The sequence below is a fragment of the Staphylococcus sp. 11-B-312 genome (assembly GCF_016743055.1).
Taxonomy (GTDB): domain Bacteria; phylum Bacillota; class Bacilli; order Staphylococcales; family Staphylococcaceae; genus Staphylococcus; species Staphylococcus ureilyticus.
Window position 1 is genome coordinate 39,399 of the sequence record NZ_CP068241.1, and the last position, 17,127, is coordinate 56,525.

General features: G+C 33.6%; 13 protein-coding genes and 5 pseudogenes. 3 read left to right on the forward strand and 15 right to left on the reverse strand.

Features of this window, described 5'->3' with window-relative positions:
- Nucleotides 1-153: 153 nt before the first annotated feature.
- Nucleotides 154-291 (reverse strand): annotated as a pseudogene (locus JG554_RS13155) (JAB domain-containing protein); the annotation flags it as partial.
- Nucleotides 292-740: 449 nt separating this feature from the next.
- On the opposite strand from JG554_RS13155, the gene JG554_RS00195 reads away from it, so the two are divergent.
- The 3 genes and pseudogenes from JG554_RS00195 (at nt 741) to JG554_RS00205 (ending at nt 3,158) form a co-directional block, all read left to right on the forward strand.
- Nucleotides 741-884 carry a hypothetical protein gene (locus JG554_RS00195; RefSeq protein ID WP_002360221.1) on the forward strand — a complete coding sequence of 48 codons (144 nt, stop codon included), beginning with the start codon at nt 741-743 and terminating at the stop codon, nt 882-884.
- A 253-nt stretch (nt 885-1,137) separates the two neighbouring features.
- Nucleotides 1,138-2,564, forward strand: a pseudogene (fexA, locus tag JG554_RS00200) (chloramphenicol/florfenicol efflux MFS transporter FexA).
- Between the two features lie 177 nt (nt 2,565-2,741).
- Entirely contained in the window at nt 2,742-3,158 is a 417-nt protein-coding gene (locus tag JG554_RS00205) for an NAD(P)H-dependent oxidoreductase (protein WP_031883923.1), read from the forward strand.
- Nucleotides 3,159-3,440: 282 nt separating this feature from the next.
- Here JG554_RS00205 and JG554_RS00210 read toward each other — a convergent pair whose 3' ends face one another.
- The 14 genes and pseudogenes from JG554_RS00210 to JG554_RS00275 all read right to left on the reverse strand — a co-directional run bounded on the left by JG554_RS00210 (nt 3,441) and on the right by JG554_RS00275 (nt 16,865).
- The gene (locus tag JG554_RS00210) at nt 3,441-3,806 is read right to left on the reverse strand and encodes a DUF6262 family protein (protein ID WP_000619629.1); all 366 of its coding nucleotides are present in this window, start codon (nt 3,804-3,806) and stop codon (nt 3,441-3,443) included.
- Nucleotide 3,807: 1 nt separating this feature from the next.
- Nucleotides 3,808-5,720: pseudogene (locus tag JG554_RS00215) on the reverse strand (tyrosine-type recombinase/integrase).
- A 2-nt stretch (nt 5,721-5,722) separates the two neighbouring features.
- Nucleotides 5,723-6,806 (reverse strand): annotated as a pseudogene (locus JG554_RS00220) (tyrosine-type recombinase/integrase).
- 113 nt (nt 6,807-6,919) lie between these two features.
- Nucleotides 6,920-7,210: pseudogene (locus JG554_RS00225) on the reverse strand (JAB domain-containing protein).
- Between the two features lie 50 nt (nt 7,211-7,260).
- Complete coding sequence (locus tag JG554_RS00230; RefSeq protein WP_046207794.1) at nt 7,261-7,767, reverse strand: DUF1643 domain-containing protein; 507 nt, start codon at nt 7,765-7,767, stop codon at nt 7,261-7,263.
- Nucleotides 7,768-7,782: 15 nt separating this feature from the next.
- Nucleotides 7,783-8,094 carry a DUF960 family protein gene (locus JG554_RS00235; protein WP_046207795.1) on the reverse strand — a complete coding sequence of 104 codons (312 nt, stop codon included), beginning with the start codon at nt 8,092-8,094 and terminating at the stop codon, nt 7,783-7,785.
- Between the two features lie 95 nt (nt 8,095-8,189).
- Entirely contained in the window at nt 8,190-8,528 is a 339-nt protein-coding gene (locus tag JG554_RS00240; RefSeq protein ID WP_046207796.1) for an SAUGI family uracil-DNA glycosylase inhibitor, read from the reverse strand.
- 470 nt (nt 8,529-8,998) lie between these two features.
- Nucleotides 8,999-10,624, reverse strand: a complete 1,626-nt coding sequence (gene ccrB / locus JG554_RS00245) for a cassette chromosome recombinase CcrB (RefSeq protein WP_046207797.1) — start codon at nt 10,622-10,624, stop codon at nt 8,999-9,001.
- A gap of 33 nt (nt 10,625-10,657) precedes the next feature.
- Entirely contained in the window at nt 10,658-11,995 is a 1,338-nt protein-coding gene (gene ccrA / locus JG554_RS00250; protein ID WP_046207798.1) for a cassette chromosome recombinase CcrA, read from the reverse strand.
- A gap of 191 nt (nt 11,996-12,186) precedes the next feature.
- A complete protein-coding gene (locus JG554_RS00255) occupies nt 12,187-12,462 on the reverse strand; it encodes a recombinase family protein (protein ID WP_046207799.1) in 276 nt (91 codons plus the stop codon).
- A gap of 68 nt (nt 12,463-12,530) precedes the next feature.
- Nucleotides 12,531-14,318: a cassette chromosome replicative helicase gene (cch1, locus tag JG554_RS00260; RefSeq protein ID WP_203265326.1), complete on the reverse strand. Its 1,788-nt coding sequence runs from the start codon at nt 14,316-14,318 to the stop codon at nt 12,531-12,533.
- The gene (gene ssb / locus JG554_RS00265) at nt 14,318-14,611 is read right to left on the reverse strand and encodes a cassette chromosome ssDNA-binding protein (RefSeq protein WP_031863540.1); all 294 of its coding nucleotides are present in this window, start codon (nt 14,609-14,611) and stop codon (nt 14,318-14,320) included. Before ssb ends, cch1 begins: the two co-directional genes overlap by 1 nt.
- Before the next feature lie 171 nt (nt 14,612-14,782).
- Nucleotides 14,783-16,294 carry a hypothetical protein gene (locus JG554_RS00270; RefSeq protein ID WP_046207801.1) on the reverse strand — a complete coding sequence of 504 codons (1,512 nt, stop codon included), beginning with the start codon at nt 16,292-16,294 and terminating at the stop codon, nt 14,783-14,785.
- A gap of 61 nt (nt 16,295-16,355) precedes the next feature.
- On the reverse strand, nt 16,356-16,865 hold the full coding sequence (locus JG554_RS00275) for a Cthe_2314 family HEPN domain-containing protein (RefSeq protein ID WP_230623012.1): 510 nt from the start codon (nt 16,863-16,865) through the stop codon (nt 16,356-16,358).
- Nucleotides 16,866-17,127: the final 262 nt, after the last annotated feature.

Below are 17,127 nucleotides of genomic sequence, written 5' to 3' on the forward strand. Positions count from 1 at the left end.
AGTTATACATTACAAAATAGGTTTGTCACAATAAGTCAATCCTCCGTATATTTAATAAAAGTTGTGAAAAAAATTTTTTAGATAAATACATTGATATAAAGAGATTTTATAAATATTGATAAGTGAAGAAATAGCGGTAATGACAAAATACGGCTATACCTCTACTTTTAAATTATGTTTTCTAATGGAATAGGCGTTACTATTTGAGAAAATAACATGGTCATAAAATAAAATGCCCATCATTTCACTGATGAGCATTAATCGTTCGGTCACATTGATATCTTCAGGAGAGGGTGTTGTATCTTATCAAGAGTAAATTACTAAAAATCCATTAACATCAATGTTTTTACTTTAAGAACATATATTTAACGTGTTAAATCAAATGAAAAAATACAATGTCATTATTAGATGACAATTGATTACGGTCAGAAGAATGTACCACAAATAAAAAAACTAATTCCTTTTTATTTTATCGAGGAATTAAGCTTTTGACCTGCAACAATCACGCCCAATTTCGGAATATCTATAATATGATTTCGATCTTAAATTATCTACTTTAACTGACGCTACCTGCTCGTTAAAGAAGACCTATTTAAAAAGTTTATACTGCACCTGCCTTTATTATGTAAGTAAAAGTAGTAAAGCTTTAAATTGGTTTTCAAAAAAGTAGGGTTGATTATTTCTTTTTCATCAATTATTATTGTGTTATTATCACAATATGAGAAAGGAGGCAAAAAGTAATGGGAATTGATTTCATTAATGTCGAGTTTAGAAAGCATGTAAAAGTTTCAGGGGATTTAGGTACAACGGGATCAGTATGTCCTTTTTCACAAAAACAAAAAATGGAAACACTACCGGAAAACTTTTTGCCTCCTTTTATATAATGGGCAAAAATTTATGAATCTATTGCATTTGTAAAAATGCATACGAATGATTAGGCACCGGTTGTTAAACTGGTGCCTTTTTTTTGTTTGATCAGTTCAGTTAGTTTGGAGAACCGAATCTTTAATCATGCTGTAGAAATATGGTGAGTTCGTTGATTTGGTTTTACAATATAAATAGATATGAGGTGAGGTTTATGGTGAAAGCAGTGGATTTAGCCTCCTAAAATCACAATATATTTTAGGAGGAAATAAAATGAAAAAGGATAGTAAATCTAAAGAAATGATTCAATCTGAAAAAAGGGGTTCTACTAGGCTTTTAATGATGGTACTCTCCCTATCTGTACTTGTAGGTGCAATTACGGCTGATTCAGTCAATCCCGTACTTCCACTAATAAGCAAAGATTTAGAAGCTTCGAAATCTCAAGTGAGTTGGATAGTTAGTGGTATTGCACTTGTTCTTGCGATTGGAGTTCCGATTTATGGTCGAATCTCAGACTTTTTTGAGTTACGAAAGCTATATATCTTTGCCATTATGATTCTGGCAAGTGGTAGTCTTTTATGTGCAATTGCCCCGAACCTCCCATTGTTGGTTTTGGGAAGAATGGTTCAGGGTGCTGGGATGTCCGCAATTCCAGTTCTATCAGTCATTGCAATTTCGAAGGTTTTCCCACAAGGAAAACGTGGGGGAGCTTTGGGAATTATCGCAGGAAGTATTGGTGTTGGAACTGCTGCTGGTCCAATATTTGGTGGAGTAGTTGGTCAATATTTAGGGTGGAATGCCTTGTTTTGGTTCACATTTTTGTTAGCCATTATGATTGTTATTGGTGCCTACTACGCGTTACCGACAATTAAACCGGCAGAATCCGTAGGAAGCAATAAGAACTTTGATTTCATTGGTGGTTTATTCCTCGGCCTCACAGTAGGATTACTCCTTTTTGGCATCACTCAAGGAGAAACTTCTGGTTTTTCTTCGTTCTCATCGTTAACTAGCCTAATTGGTTCTGTTGTAGCTTTGGTGGGATTTATTTGGAGAATTGTTACCGCAGAAAATCCATTTGTACCACCTGTCCTGTTCAATAACAAGGATTATGTCAATACGGTCATAATTGCATTTTTTCGATGTTTGCTTATTTCGCTGTTCTTATGTTCGTCCCATTACTAGTCGTTGAGGTGAATGGACTCTCTTCTGGACAGGCTGGAATGATATTGTTGCCAGGTGGTGTGGCTGTTGCAATCTTATCTCCCTTCGTTGGCCGTCTTTCTGATCGATTTGGGGATAAACGTCTGATAATTACTGGGATGACTCTGATGGGGCTGTCTACCTTATTCTTGTCCACCTATGCATCTGGTGCTTCACCTCTGTTAGTTTCCGTGGGGGTCCTCGGAGTAGGGATTGCTTTTGCATTCACGAATTCTCCCGCAAATAACGCCGCAGTAAGTGCACTCGATGCAGACAAGGTTGGTGTCGGAATGGGGATTTTCCAAGGTGCTTTGTACCTTGGAGCAGGAACTGGAGCAGGTATGATTGGAGCATTATTATCCGCTCGACGTGATGCTACTGAGCCGATAAATCCATTATATATATTGGACGCTATGTCCTACTCAGATGCGTTCCTTGCAGCTACAGGGGCAATACTCATTGCCTTAATAGCTGGATTAGGTTTAAAAAAGCGTGGGTAATAACTTAGTTATGTAAAGATTAGTTATTGTTTAGTTCATCTTCTATAGTTTAAGCTGTAAATAAATAGCTTAGGAATCACGCAAATTTGAATTTCTTAGAATAGAATACTTTTAAGTAACTCAACTTTCGTACACTGTTTTATTGGTGCGAAAGTTGAGTATGTTAAGGATGAAACAATGAAAACATTGGTGATCGTTTCTCACCCAGATATGCCAAATTCTCGAATCAATAAAGTTTGGGTAGAAAAAGCAGCGTCTTATTCAAACGAAATTACCATTCATGATCTTTATAGAGAGTATCCTGATTTTATTATGAATGTAAAAAGAGAGCAGGAATTAGTTGAAAATCATGATAATATTATTTTTCAATTTCCATTATATTGGTATAGTTCTCCTTCATTATTAAAAAAATGGATCGATGAAGTGATTATATATGGATGGGCTTACGGATCAAAGGGTAAAAGAATATTTTATAATCGAAAATTAGGATTAGCTATATCAGCTGGCGTAAAAAAAGGTGAATTTACAAGTATGGGTAAAAACAAGCATACATTAACCCAGATGTTAACACCATTCAAATCTTTATGTGCATAGATTCATGCTGAATATGTACCAGAGTTTGTACTTTACGGTGCTAATTCGGATATGAAGGGCGAAGAGATACAGAAAAGTGCTAATGAGTATTTGCAATATATTAAAAAGTATTATTTAAGAGCATAAAACACTTCTGCGATCATGCCAACAATACTAGAAGAAAGCCCATTTCCCCTTAACACATTTAGGGAAATGGGCTATTGAAGTTATTGAAGGTTTTAGCGATTTCATTTTAGGTAGCCAATTCAAAGTGCCCAATAAATTCCAAGAAACACAAATCTGCTAAAACAGCTTGCCATGTAATTTTTGAACTTGATCCTTTAACCGTTCATTCTCTTCTTCTAACGCCTTTATACGGCTTTTTAAGGTTTTTATTAATACGTCCTCTGAACGAGGGCTTTTACTAGGTTTACGGGGGGTTAACTCACTTATCTGCATCCCTCTTAATGTCTCCACTCTAGTTCTAATATCTTTTTGTTTGTAAAGCCATGACTTTGAAACATTTGCTTTTTGTGCAACGGAATTAAAATTAATCTTCTCTTCTTTCAATGCCATCTCTGAAATTGTCTTTTCAACCCTAATTCTTGTTTTCTCCGACTTGTCTTTAGCTAGCTGAACTATGGCAGTTGTGTTACCTTTTCTAATCATTTTAATTCGTCTCCTTTAACGAATGAATAATCTGTTCTAATCTATTTTTAACACGTTCATTGGTTTCAACCTGACGCTGCCATTGGTTTTGTTTAGCCCTATTTAGTATTTCTTTAGTTCGCTCTAAGTGCTCTTCATGTTCAGTAAGAAATTGTTTACTTGTACAGAAATTCGTACAATCTAAACATGCATTTGCGTGAGGACATGGTCCTGCAATTACTGGTAACCGACAATAGCCATTAGGAAGTGCCTGTGCATTGATATTCTTTTTAAACCATTGAAGATCTGTATTGTCAGCTTCAGTATTTTCCTCACTTAAATCCAGAATGCTACCGTTATTCGTTACTAAGGTTTCCTTAAATTTCGTAAATTCCTTCTTTAGGGTTTCATCAAAAATATGTGCATATCTTGCCGTCATTTCCGGTGATTCGTGACCCAAGAACTTCTGGACAATATGTTGTGGCACTCCGTTATTTATCATTCTAGTGCCAACTGTATGCCGAAAGGCATGAGCATGAAAACGAAAAATTTCTCCGTTGCTGTCCGTTATCTTTTCTTCATAAGCTAGTTCATTTAATTTAACCCTAAAGGTATCTTGTTTCAATGGTGAGCAATCTTTTCGGGAAACACATATACACATCCATCATCGAGTTCATCAGCCACCCTTTGCTCTTGAACTAATATCAATGCAGCAATTTCTTTAGAAATAGGAATGATATGCTCTTTCTTCATTTTCCACTGATAATACTTTAAAAAGCAATCCCCTTCTTTATCGGTTATGACGCTCCCTTTTTTCAATGTACAAAGTTCACTGATACGCATCCCGCATTCTTGAAGTACCATAACCATTGTAGCAATATAAGGTTCCAATTTATCTAATTTCCCATTTAATTGTTCAAGTATATGTTCATCAATATAACGTGGTAGTGCCTTCGGCACTTTAGGGTAATCTTCTTGAAAGATAAGGATCTTAGAAGGTGTATCCTTCCAGTCATATCTTTGAATTGTAGTAAAAAAAACGTCTAAAGTAGATATTCGTCCAGTTACAGTACTGGGTTTTAAACCTTTTAAATTAATATAATTAAAATATTGCTCAATTTCATTTCTAGTTAATTGATGAATCCTTTGTATACCTTCACAATTTTTGTTCATGAAATTAAAAAATTCTTTTAATTTTGAAGCTATATCTACTACGTGAGAAAAGCTAGCTGTGTTTAACATTAGTTTACAATATCGCTTAACTATTTCTTTAAAATAATTATTCTTAAAACCCTTAAAGTTGATCGTATATTCGTAGGATGTTGGGTTTACCTTATCTTCCGGTAATGATAATTTTCTTCGATTCCAAACATCTTTTTCCCATTCTTCCCCATCAAAATAGAAGTCCTCATAGAATTCCATAAACTGCTTAAGATGAGTAACGTAATAGGAATTCGCATGTACAGTAACTTTCTGCTGATTTACATCAAGTTTGTAATTAGTAGTCGTAGTTTTTACTTTTTGTTCTGTTAAGTAGGTCCGGTATTCTGTCAAAGCTTTTTTTATAGGCACTTCGGTTATCGATGTAATATTAGGATATTTTAAATTTAAAAATCCCATCATCCGGCTTATCACTGTTCCCTTTCTAATCCAAACGGATTTTGCATTCCAAGCTCCATTATTCAAGTGAAGGTAATAAAAATATTTTAATTCTGTTTTCAACCAGACATTTTCCACCTTATCGAAATTTACCCAACGATTTCTTAGTGACGGATTCTTACTTAACTCAATTGCACTAGGATGCGGACAAATTCTTATATCCCATCTATCTGCTGCCCAATAACCTTTTAAAACACTTGTCATATTAGCTATTTTTTTATTAATCTCTGTACTAGCGATAAGCTTTCGATTAGTTGCTACACTTGGAAATTTCATTGTCATGTTTCTCTCCCTTGAAGATACTTTTTATATTCATTCTTCATATCTTGATCAGAAAGATGAACATACGTATCAAGTGTTGTTTGTACATGGGCATGCCCTAATCTTTTTTGTACATATGCAGCATCCCATCCACTTCTAATAAGCTCTGTGGCATGCGTATGACGTAATATATGGGCAGTGAAAGTAATCCCTGTCCGTTTTCCTAGTCTTCTTATTAAGTCTAATACACTTTGATATTTTAGAGGGTGGCCAAAATAAGAATCTTTAAGATTAATAAATATATAATCATGATCTAAATCTTCCCCATATTCATGTACTAAGTAATCGGTATATAATGCCATTAATTCCTTACTTACATCAATAGTTCTTTTTTTTAAGTTTAATATAAGCTCCATTTTCATTATGATCTCTTGGCCTGATGTTAATCTGGTTATCCCATGTTGAAATATCTTCAATACGAAGGGATAATGCTTCTCCTATCCGAAGTCCCCCTTCATACATAAGCATAATAAGTAACTTATCTCTTTTGGTATGACATGCCTCAATTATTGCTTTGACTTGTCCATGTTCTAATACTTGTACAAGTTTCTTTTTGACCCTAAGCTTTAAAATATTTTTTTTATAGGATCTACCTTTAGAAATATGGTGAAGAAACCCCTTAAAGTTTCTTCCTCTTGCTTCTTTAGACATATCTATAGCTTTAAAATTTTCTGTGCGATTTAAATACTCTAAGAAACTAGTTACAGCGTTAAGTATGGAATTAACTGATGTTTCCTCTCTTTTAGCCTTCTTTGGTTGTATATCTATTACCTTTAAATGCCCTGCTGGATTTCTTAACCATCCTACAAAGTTTGCTAAATCCTCAAATTGTAAATCTCCTAATTCGATTCTACTTTGGCTCATAAATTCATAAAACAGCTTGAGATGATAACAATATGTTTTAATGGTATTTGGAGCTTTGCCCGTATTATCCAAGTACTTTATAAATCGCTTAACCGGTTCTATCACTTCAAATTCTTTATCTAGCAGTATGTATAACGGATATGATTTTTCCTCCACAATTACTTTCTGAACCTTCATCTTTCCACCACCTTTAAATACTTTAACTACTATTAATAATACCCTTATATATTTAATAGTTAAAGCACTGTAATTAAAAAATCCTAAACTTCGAGTACTTAGAGTACTCTAGTTTAGGATACTATGTTTAATACATCTCCACTTGGATGGTTATGTCCTAGCATAATACTGTTGGCGTTACTGAGCATCGCTGTTTTGAATGTTTCTCTGGGGTGAATCACTGTTTAGTTAATAGAACCTATCGATAGTGTTTGAATATGTGTAGTTTCGTTTTTACTATTCATACATATAAGTATGAGATGTTCTCGATCACTGTTTCCAATGAATGAACGCATAATTTCTGTCGCATCCCCAGGGTTTGAAATACGATTTTTTAGGTAATTTAATGTATCTGTTTTTATCATTTGTAGTGAAACAATATTGATTTCTTACATCGTTTACCTCCATATATGGGTTATGCTTTCAAAGTCCATTTCTGTCTTGCTTTTGGATTAAGGGGGTGCATAATTTCATTGGTTACTGGGTTCATGAGTTGTTTCACTTTCGTCTTATGTGGTTTCAACATCTCTAATACTTCATTGACACGTGCTTCAACAACGGGCTTTTTAGCGTAAGCACCCCAGGCTAATATTACTTCATCCGATTCTTTCACTGCCTTCATAATTTGAATATCGGTATGATTATCATAGGCGTTTTCTAGATGTTTGAGATTGAGGGGTGTTGTAATATTGGAATATAGATTCACAAAATTGATTGAGCCAAATGCATCCATTTCTGAAACTTTGTTCATAATGAGCTGAGTTGTTAAGTCTATACTAAGAAGGCCCATAAAATTTGGATACATTGTAATGATTGTAAGTGTTTGTTTTTCACTGTCCCATGTTTTCTTAAGTAGATAGCGATGTTGTTGGTCATCACTGAATATGGCTTCAGTTTCTAATGTATTTTTTATTGTTTTCATGTAATATTCACTCCTCTAGTATTCTTCTGGTAATAACATGACATAATAAGAAAGGCCTACATCATCTTCACGAATAATGTAGACCTTATTGATATTGATAGGTTGATTGATATTTGCCTTTTGAGTTTTCACATACGCTGGTCGTTCTTGTTTGTGTTTGATATATAATTGATTGCGATGTTTATTAAACTGGAATATATGAAAATAATCTACTGAAGTATTATCTTTGGTTTGTTCTTGTTCTCGCTCAGAAACGAGTTGCCATAATTGGTGTTGTAAGTTAATAGGTAAGTTGTTGGCGATACCACGTGTTATATATCTATTCATAAGCGTTTTCCTTTCGTTCTGATTCTTTCATCCAAATGATAATTTCACTAAGAATTGTAATGACGAGTTGTGTAATTTTGATGTATTTATGCATATTATTGTCCTCCTGTTAGTAAGTATCGTTGATCCAAAAGGGGCATGATAGTGTTGTGTAGATATAAGAAATCCATATCGTGATTTTCATCAATATAACCGATAGCTATGAGTTGTTTCTGATAATAGAGAATGAAGGGATAGATATTACTTTCGTGAAGTGTGTCAGAGTAGTAGGTATTAGTCTGTAGTATTTTATTACTAAGTGGACCAAGTCTTACGTATTGTTCAGGTAGAATATCATCAGCGATTTCTTCGATGGATTCACATTCCCATTTTTCATCCCTTGGCAGATTGAATAAGTTGGTTATATAGTGCTTGAGTTGTTGTTCTAGTGTCATTGTTATGACCTCCTAATGTATTTGATGGATGTATGCATGTGATACATCATTTTGATAATATAAGTTTGAAATACCATTTGTTTCGCCAGGAAATCCCACTGAAATACAGAAAAGATCCCAATCGAAAGTCGTCACAATTGTTGATATGACAAGGAAATCCCGTTATCCCGCTCATTTCTCGGGAAATATAGCTATATATTTATATATCATTTGGATTTGGTGGTGTTATTACGAGTTACTTTTTTTTATATTATTTATTTATAAATAATAACGGGATTTTGGGATTACGCTTGCGTAATCCTTCTCCTACATGAAGTTAGCCAATCCCGTTACTATCCCACTTACATTTTATTTTGGGATGTTCTTTCGTCATATCAATATAAGCTTCACATTGAGTTATGACTGCTTAGGTTGCTGAAGATGTTTATTAGATAGGTGTTATTGAATGACGAAAGGACAGTACATAGATATTAGATTTGAAGAAAGAGTGTTTGAGGCAAAAATAAAGACGAAGTGCTGAGGAGCACTTCGTCTAGATTATTATTATTGAAAAGTTGTTTAATAATTTCATTATTAAGTTTTAGTGTAACGTAGAATTGCTTTTTATGATTCTCATCTTTACGAATGTCAATACGGTCAATAACCGTTAGGTACAAAGCTTTGAGCTGTGATTTATCCATGGATTCTATATTTTGAAAGATTCGTTGTAATAGGACAGCGATTTGTTTCGTATCGTAAGATGGTTTCTCTTGATTTTGTTGGTGCTTGAGTTGATTCATTTGATTTGTAATGTCATTGAGTTGTGTTTCATATTGATGAATGGTTGGTTTGAGTGCAGATGTTAAGTCTGGATTATCTTCGATGGTTTGAATTAGATTTTTTAGTTTAGTGTTTATTTCATCAAATTGTTGTTGCTTATATGCGATATCATGGTTAAGTGCATCCATACCAATTTGACTATCTTGATTAACACGTTCGACAACTTGTGTGAGAACTTTATCACTTTTGACAATTTCGAGTATTTGATCCATGACGTATTTTTCAATCACATCAGCTCTAACGCTATTCGCAGAACATACTTTTGAGCCTTTGTTTCGAAAGTTACTACAAGAATAATAGCGTATTCGCTTCTTAGTACCATCTTTCAATGTGTTCGTTGTGTTACTAGCTGCCATTGGTGCACCACATTGTGGGCAGTGAATAATACCTGTTAATAGATTGGTTCCTTTTCCATGAACTTGAGGTTTTTGACTGACCTGTTTTTTGCGTGATTGGACTTTATCCCATAATTCTTGACTAATAATAGGAGGGTGTTTACCATCAGCTATAATAGGTTTATCATTCAGTCCTTTACGACGCTTTTCATTCCAATCTTTGTACTTCGCAAATTGAATTTTACCAATATAGAATGGGTTTGAGAGAATATAAGTAACAGCTGAAATACTAAATGGATTGCCTTTTTTAGTCACATAGCCTTTGTGATTGAGTGCATTGGCTATTTTACGATAACCATGACCTTTGGCATAAGATTCAAAGATATATTTAACGATGTTAGCTTCATGTTGATTAATCATTAATTCTTTTTTATTATCAGGTATGTTATTATATCCTAATGGAAGATTGCCTTGATAATAGCCCTCTAAAGCTCTTTGACGTTGTCCGGTGTAAATGTTCTCTAAAATTGTATTTCTTTCAAATTCGGAAAAACTTGCAAGTATCTGGAGCATTAACTTACCTGTTGAATTTTTGACTTCCATGCGTTCAGACAAGCTAAAAAATTCAACATTTTGACGATGAAGTTCTTCGACGATTGTAAGTAAATCGGAAGTATTACGTGCCAAACGATTTGTTTTATAAACCATAACACAGTCTAATTTTCCATTTTTAGCATCATTTAACATGCGCTGTAATTCAGGACGGTTCATAGATTTTCCTGATATACCCCGATCTGCATATATATCAACGAGTTCATAGCCGTTAAATTTGCAATATTGCTCTATTTGTGTAATTTGTCCCTCAATGCTATAACCCTCTACTTGTCTCTCTGTGGATACGCGAATGTAGCCTCCTACAAGCTTTTTCTTCATTTTATCCATTATAATCTATCCTTTCTTTAATTATACAATTGATCATTTCATAGTCTGCTTTACAATATTCAGTGGTTCGTTTTTGAAATAGATGCCAGCGAGGCTTTTATTTTTAGAAATATTAATTTCATCAATATAGGGGTACAACATGTTTAGTGTGAAACGTTGTTGAATGATGTTTTGGAAAGCTTTTCGAATTTGATACGCACTGATTGATGATATAGGTTTTGATTGTTGATGTAATGATTGCGTTTGTTCTCTGAACGTTTCTGCATCAATTTTGCCTTGGGCTAATTTTTCTATCAGCTGCTCGTGATTGAGTGTAGTTTTAGTTTCTACATCTCTTTGTCTTTTGAGTCGTTGTTGAATAGTATGGTTTATTTTTGAATAGAGCTGTTGATTTTGAAAGAAGTCCTGACAAGTCGCTAAAACACTGGTTTCTAATTCTTGTGCGTTGATTCCTTTAAATTCACAAACAAAGCGAGCGTTATTCATATTTTGCGGACAGACATAGTAACGCAATGAATGATCTGGTTTTCGGACAGTCATGTTTGTGAGTGTCGAATGACAATAAGGACATTTGATTTTTTGTTTGAGTTGATTTTCTGACGGCTTACGTTTTACTTGTTTCTGAGTTCGGGTAACTTGAGCTTCTTCGTATATCGTTGTACTGACAATAGCTGGGAACATGTTTTCATATTGTCCGTATTGATTGATAACACGGCCACAGTAATTAGGGTTAAGGATAATATTACGCACTTGATAGGGTTTGCGATTAATGAATTTATTATCAGCTTCTAAGTATTGCGCAATTTTTTTATAACCATAACCTTGAAGGTAATAATTGAACACAGCTTTTATTGTTGGTGCTTTTACTGTGTCTATTGTGAAAGTACCATTATGATAGTGATACCCAAAGGGTGCATGTGTTGTAATCATTTTACCTTGTTTCGCTTTTTCTTTGATTCCATTTTTGACTTGTTCGCCTATATTATCAGATTCTAGTTCGGCCAAGCTGATGAAAATATTGAGTTTGAGCCGATCGAATGCTTTATCCATGTCGAAGTAGCCATCATGAACGCTTAAGATATGAACATGATACGTTTGACACAATTTCATGAGTTTTAATGCATTTTTTAGATTACGATGAAGTCGATTCAGACGATAGCAACATAGTACGTCACATTGTCCTTGTTGAATCAGTTCAGTAATTTGCTGGTAACCGTTTCGCTTATCAGTGCGTCCTGATTGCTTATCGCTATAAAAGGTGATGTGTTGAATATTGTGTTTTTCAGCTAATGTCTTGATGGCTTGTTTCTGTGCCGGGAGTGATTGTTGTTTTGTTGTACTTTGACGTAAGTAACCCATTGCTTGTTTCATCCTGTTTCCTCCTTCCACAGTGATAATATATATTTATGAATGAATTTACACATAAGCCCAACACCAATCAGGTGTTGGGCGTTATTATTAGTCATCAGCGTGATTGATTTCTTCAATCACTAAATCAGCGAGTAATGTGATTAATTCGTCCATATTATTCCTCCCAATTAACTTTGATAGTAGTAAAAGTGTTATACCAATATTGGAAACGTTGGAATGAGTTCGATACCTCGTGTTGAGCAGAGTCTGACCAATTTAGGATAATCTTCATAAATGCCCCAAAAGACAATATGTTTAGGTTTGACGTGCTTCAGTTTAATATCATTTATCAATTGGTTATCGTCGTTATAATCTTTTATGATTTTATAACCATGTTCTTTACAATATGCTCTTACAGTATCAATAGGTTCGTCTAAGTAGGCTTCTCTTTCATCTGTAATATTATGTGCTAATACAATTACATTCATAGTTAATTCCTCCGGTTGATTTAATGAGCTACAACGCATAGAGCGTTGTAGCGGTATAACATTCAAATTTATAGTTCTAAATCGTCACTTGCTTCTTTTTCTCTGGCTTGATTAACAAAGTCATTAAGCAAATTTGGATTTGTATTCCCATCAAAGTGCGGTAGTGTGAATGGTTCTGAATTTGAGCTTAAGCCGAAAATAGGGGCAAGTTCTTTATCCAATTTAAGATGATAGAATACAATACTCCTAGGTTTTCCTTGAGTATCTTTGACACTACGTTTGATGGCTATCCGATCGGAATCCATCTGGATATATCCTTCTGATCTTAAACTATCTATTACATTTTTTACATCTTGATATTGGTTTTCTTCTAGCATATGTTTAAAAACATCTTTAAGCATCTTGACTTGGATGTGATCGTCTTTCAGCTCAATAAGGCCATAATTTTCAATCATTGTGGAGAGTTTTTCATTTTCCGCAAACTTACTACGATTGCGTGCCACGAACTGAACCACACTATCAATCGCCTTGGCTGCCAAACTGCGTTCACTTACGGAATCTACATGATAACTAACTAGATACTCTCTAACTGCATCCAAATCTATGGGTGTCGCAATTACACGTACTAATATTCTTGCTGATGCCATAATGGTGGCGTAGCGCTTGAACATACGTATGCCTACATTGTTTGTTTCATTGTTAAGTTGTGTTTTGAACCAATCGTGTTCTCTATGAAACCACTTGATTACTTCATATTCACGATTTAGAAGATATTCAGCTACTAACGGCATTACGTGTCCGTAGTTTTTTGATGTTCCTTTTTTAATGGCGTCCGCATTGTCAGCACTTGTTGTAAAGACATCAGAAATTTCGATGCATCTTGCTCTCAAACCATCATTTGCACTAGCATCTTTGAAAATAGTGTGTTCTGCTGTACTGATCACACTAGATCCAAAGTGGTGAGGATTTTTTACATTTCCCTCTCGATTAGCACGTAGACGACCTTGCCCCTCTGCTAGGGAATAAAGCAAACCATTGGTATCTTTAAAGGTCGCTGCTGATAATTCGTCTAAGACAATAGGAACACCAAAGTTGTTACTTAAGTATCCTTCAATTGCATTACGAGTGCCGTTCCACCCTCTGAATAATGTCTGGTCACCTTTAGATGGGTTGCCTGCAATTGAGACTCCTAATGCCGCGGCAGTTGATTTACCTGTGCTGGAATTTCCCATAAATGAGAAAATGGTACCTGCGAATTCAACTTCATGCTTTGTTTTTAAGAACGCAGTCACTAATGAAGAAACACCAAATATCACAGCAAGCTCCAGTAACAAGTTTCCTTTTACTTCATCAAGATACATTTGCCACCAGCCTTCAAATGTACCTTTAGGTTGTAAGTCATACTTTGTTTCACAAATGATTTCATCAGCCTGAGACTGCTCGATGTCTTTTGAAAGATATGGTTCATCTAGTGAAATGACAGTACCTTCATCAGTACTTAAGACACCTACACCTGTATACAATGTAGAAATAGGCAGTGATTGACGCATTAATTGTAGTGCATTACCTAGCGATTTAATGTACTTTTCATTGATGCTGAACCCAAACATAACCAGTCTAGGTAACTTTTGTGTCGTTAGAATATCTGACGTTTCAATACGTTCAATATTTTTGCCATCCGTGATAGTCAATTTCTCAACCCCTGTAGTAGGGTCGAGAAATTTGTTTTCTATGATGATTGGACTAGATAAACGAATTATCTTATCTTCGTCATTTTTGTTTTTTGCTCGAATAAGTTCATACCATGCAGTTGAATCTAACCAGTATGGATATTGCTCGAAGATGTTGTTAGTCATTAGTTGTTACCACCTTTCCAGTTATGTTTGTGAAGCATTGGATTAGGTCCTGTCTTACGATAAACTAAGTTCCCGTTGCTATTCTTACCAATAATGACAAATGGGACATTTGGCATGTTCTTTACAAAGTATGCAAACCAGCGACCAACATCTTGTTGTACGTCAGTTGAACATGTAACGTTGGACGCCAAATTTAAATCGTTAAACGTAAAATCTTTACCAATTGCTAAATTAAAAGCAACACCACAAGCGCGTCTTTTTAACAAAAGAAAGCAATAACTTTTTTTGCTCATATAAAATTCCTCCTAATAATTAAAATCATCAAATTTGATGTAATTACATACTAATCCCTCACAAGTAGGCTTAGTTTCAAATTTTCAAGGGGAATTTTAGGACATTGATATAAAGGGATTTAAAAGAAAAAATACCTATCGAATACATGTATTCGATAGGCAATTAATTTATTAAAAATAAATATTTCTATGCTTTTTACTGTTTTTAAAACGTGATTCATAAAATTTACTAATAAGTTGAGTCATTAATGTATCACGAAAATCGTTAGGATTAGAGGTCAAACCATATCTACTATAAAATGTGCTTATGTCATAGTCAGCAAGTGTTGAAAGTAGTTCACTTTCAATAGTTGAAGTTAGCTTGCGATTCATTTGAATGGTTTCAGCAATTACCGATTTTAGATTTGAATTTCTAGCATAGCCATTAATTAAATTTTCTATATGTTGTGATTTTTGATCGTATTTTTCAATCCAACTTTTTAAGTCCTGTTTAAGATTACTTATTATATGTAAAGATACTAGTATGTCTTGCTCTGTTGCTTTTTGCATTATGGTACTCACAGTTTGAACTAGTTCGTCTAATAAATCTGAAATAGCAGTAAATAGGGTAAAATGAAATGTATCTTCAATAGTTGTCTTATAATAGAGTTCATTATAACTGATTAGATTTTCCTCCTCCATGAATTCATCAATTTTTTCTTTTGACTGTATAATGTCATCAACAGTTATTGTTTTTCTGCGCAAGCTTTCATTTGCAATGCTGCGAATAAATTTAAAGTAAGGGTCATTTTTATCGTATAAATAAAGTGAAACACCAATAGCAGCTTGTCTGAATTGATCGATATTGTCAGATTGTTCTAAAGAACCATTTTTATGAGTTGACGGTTTAATACTATTTGCAATCTCAAAATATTGGGAGGCGCTTTTTCGTTGTTTAATTAAGTTTTTATTAATTAATTTTATAAAATAGTTTGACTTATTTTGACTTAATATGCCTTTTTCCAGATAGGAGTCCTGCTTTTCTTTATATACAAGATATTTAGTTAAGAAATCACTTATTAAAATGTCATTATATGATTCTGCAGTTAAGTCTTGATGGTTCTTTATAATTTCATTTTTAAGTTTGTTGAATTCTGAAGATGAATTTAATTTATCTTTGTTTTTATTCATTTTAATTTGAATATCCCATTTTTTAAGATTTATCTCACCCATTATTTGTCTTCTTACATTTTCAGCAGTTTGTTTAGCAAATTCTGTTTTGTCTGAAATGGCAAGTAAGAATTCATCAAAGTATGATTCTATTGTTTTTAAATCTAAGGATAGGAGAACGGAAGAGCCTTCTTCAACGATTTCTTGTGATATATCATCAATATCGATTTTACTTTGACTATCTATAAAAAATGATAATTTATCATTTTTAAAAATTTCTGATTGATATATATTTGGGACATTGTCAGTAAAGATACCGTTTGAATTTGATTTCACTGTATGTTGTTCAATAATTTGATCTGGTTGATTTACGAAGTAACTAATATAAACTGTTTCATTAGGTAATGATCTTCCTTTAATTAAGTTATTTTTATCAAATATGATGCTTTCTGGCTCAAACTCATTGCTGATTTTATGTATAAAATAGTTGAATTTCTGAAACCATAATTCTATTTTCCATTTGTTCTTTATCATACTAATCATCCATTTCTATAAAATTTTAATGTTTTTGGGTGAATTTAGAATGGTATAACTACTATAAGATGGTAAGTGCTGTTTTAATATGCTTAGCCTTTTTTTGCAGTTTTTCCAAATCTGACTCTATGTCTTTTATAGCTTCCTCAATATCATTAATCATTGGTTTATTAGCTTTAAAAAAAGCATTTCCATAATCATCTTTCTCGGGATGGCTATTTAATCGGTATGGAGTTATGTTATGAGTATATTCATCTCTATACTTTACGGTACGAATAGGACTGTTTTTATTAAGTATATTCCCTAATTTGTTAAAAGTTTCATTGTCAGAAGACTTTAATTTAGCTACTAGTTCTCTTTTAAAACCTAATTCTAATTTAACTTCATAAGAATGGGTTAATTCTCTTACTAATGTATACATTAAATCGTGTAAAGTATGTAAAAAATGAAGGGCTATGTTGTGATAATAAAATACCCAAGTCATTATATTTTTAATCTTATTAATGGTTTTCATGCTTATTAAGCCAGAATCAGCAAAGTATATGTCAGGATTTTCTTTGGTGATTTCCATACTTACATTTTTGACGAATATGTATTATAACGGTAAAGCTGAAGAGCATAAAAGAATTTCAAACACCCTACTATTTTTGTTTGATAGCACTAAATATTCATAGGAATTAAGTGAGGACTTTGTAAAGAATAGCATACAGATAGATATCTTTAACTTTAGTAATGAGTCATCTTTAGTAACAAATGATAAAGCTAAAGCACATTATATAGGGAAAAACAAAAATTTTATATATTTAAAAAATGTTTGTGGGATAGCTAAGAAT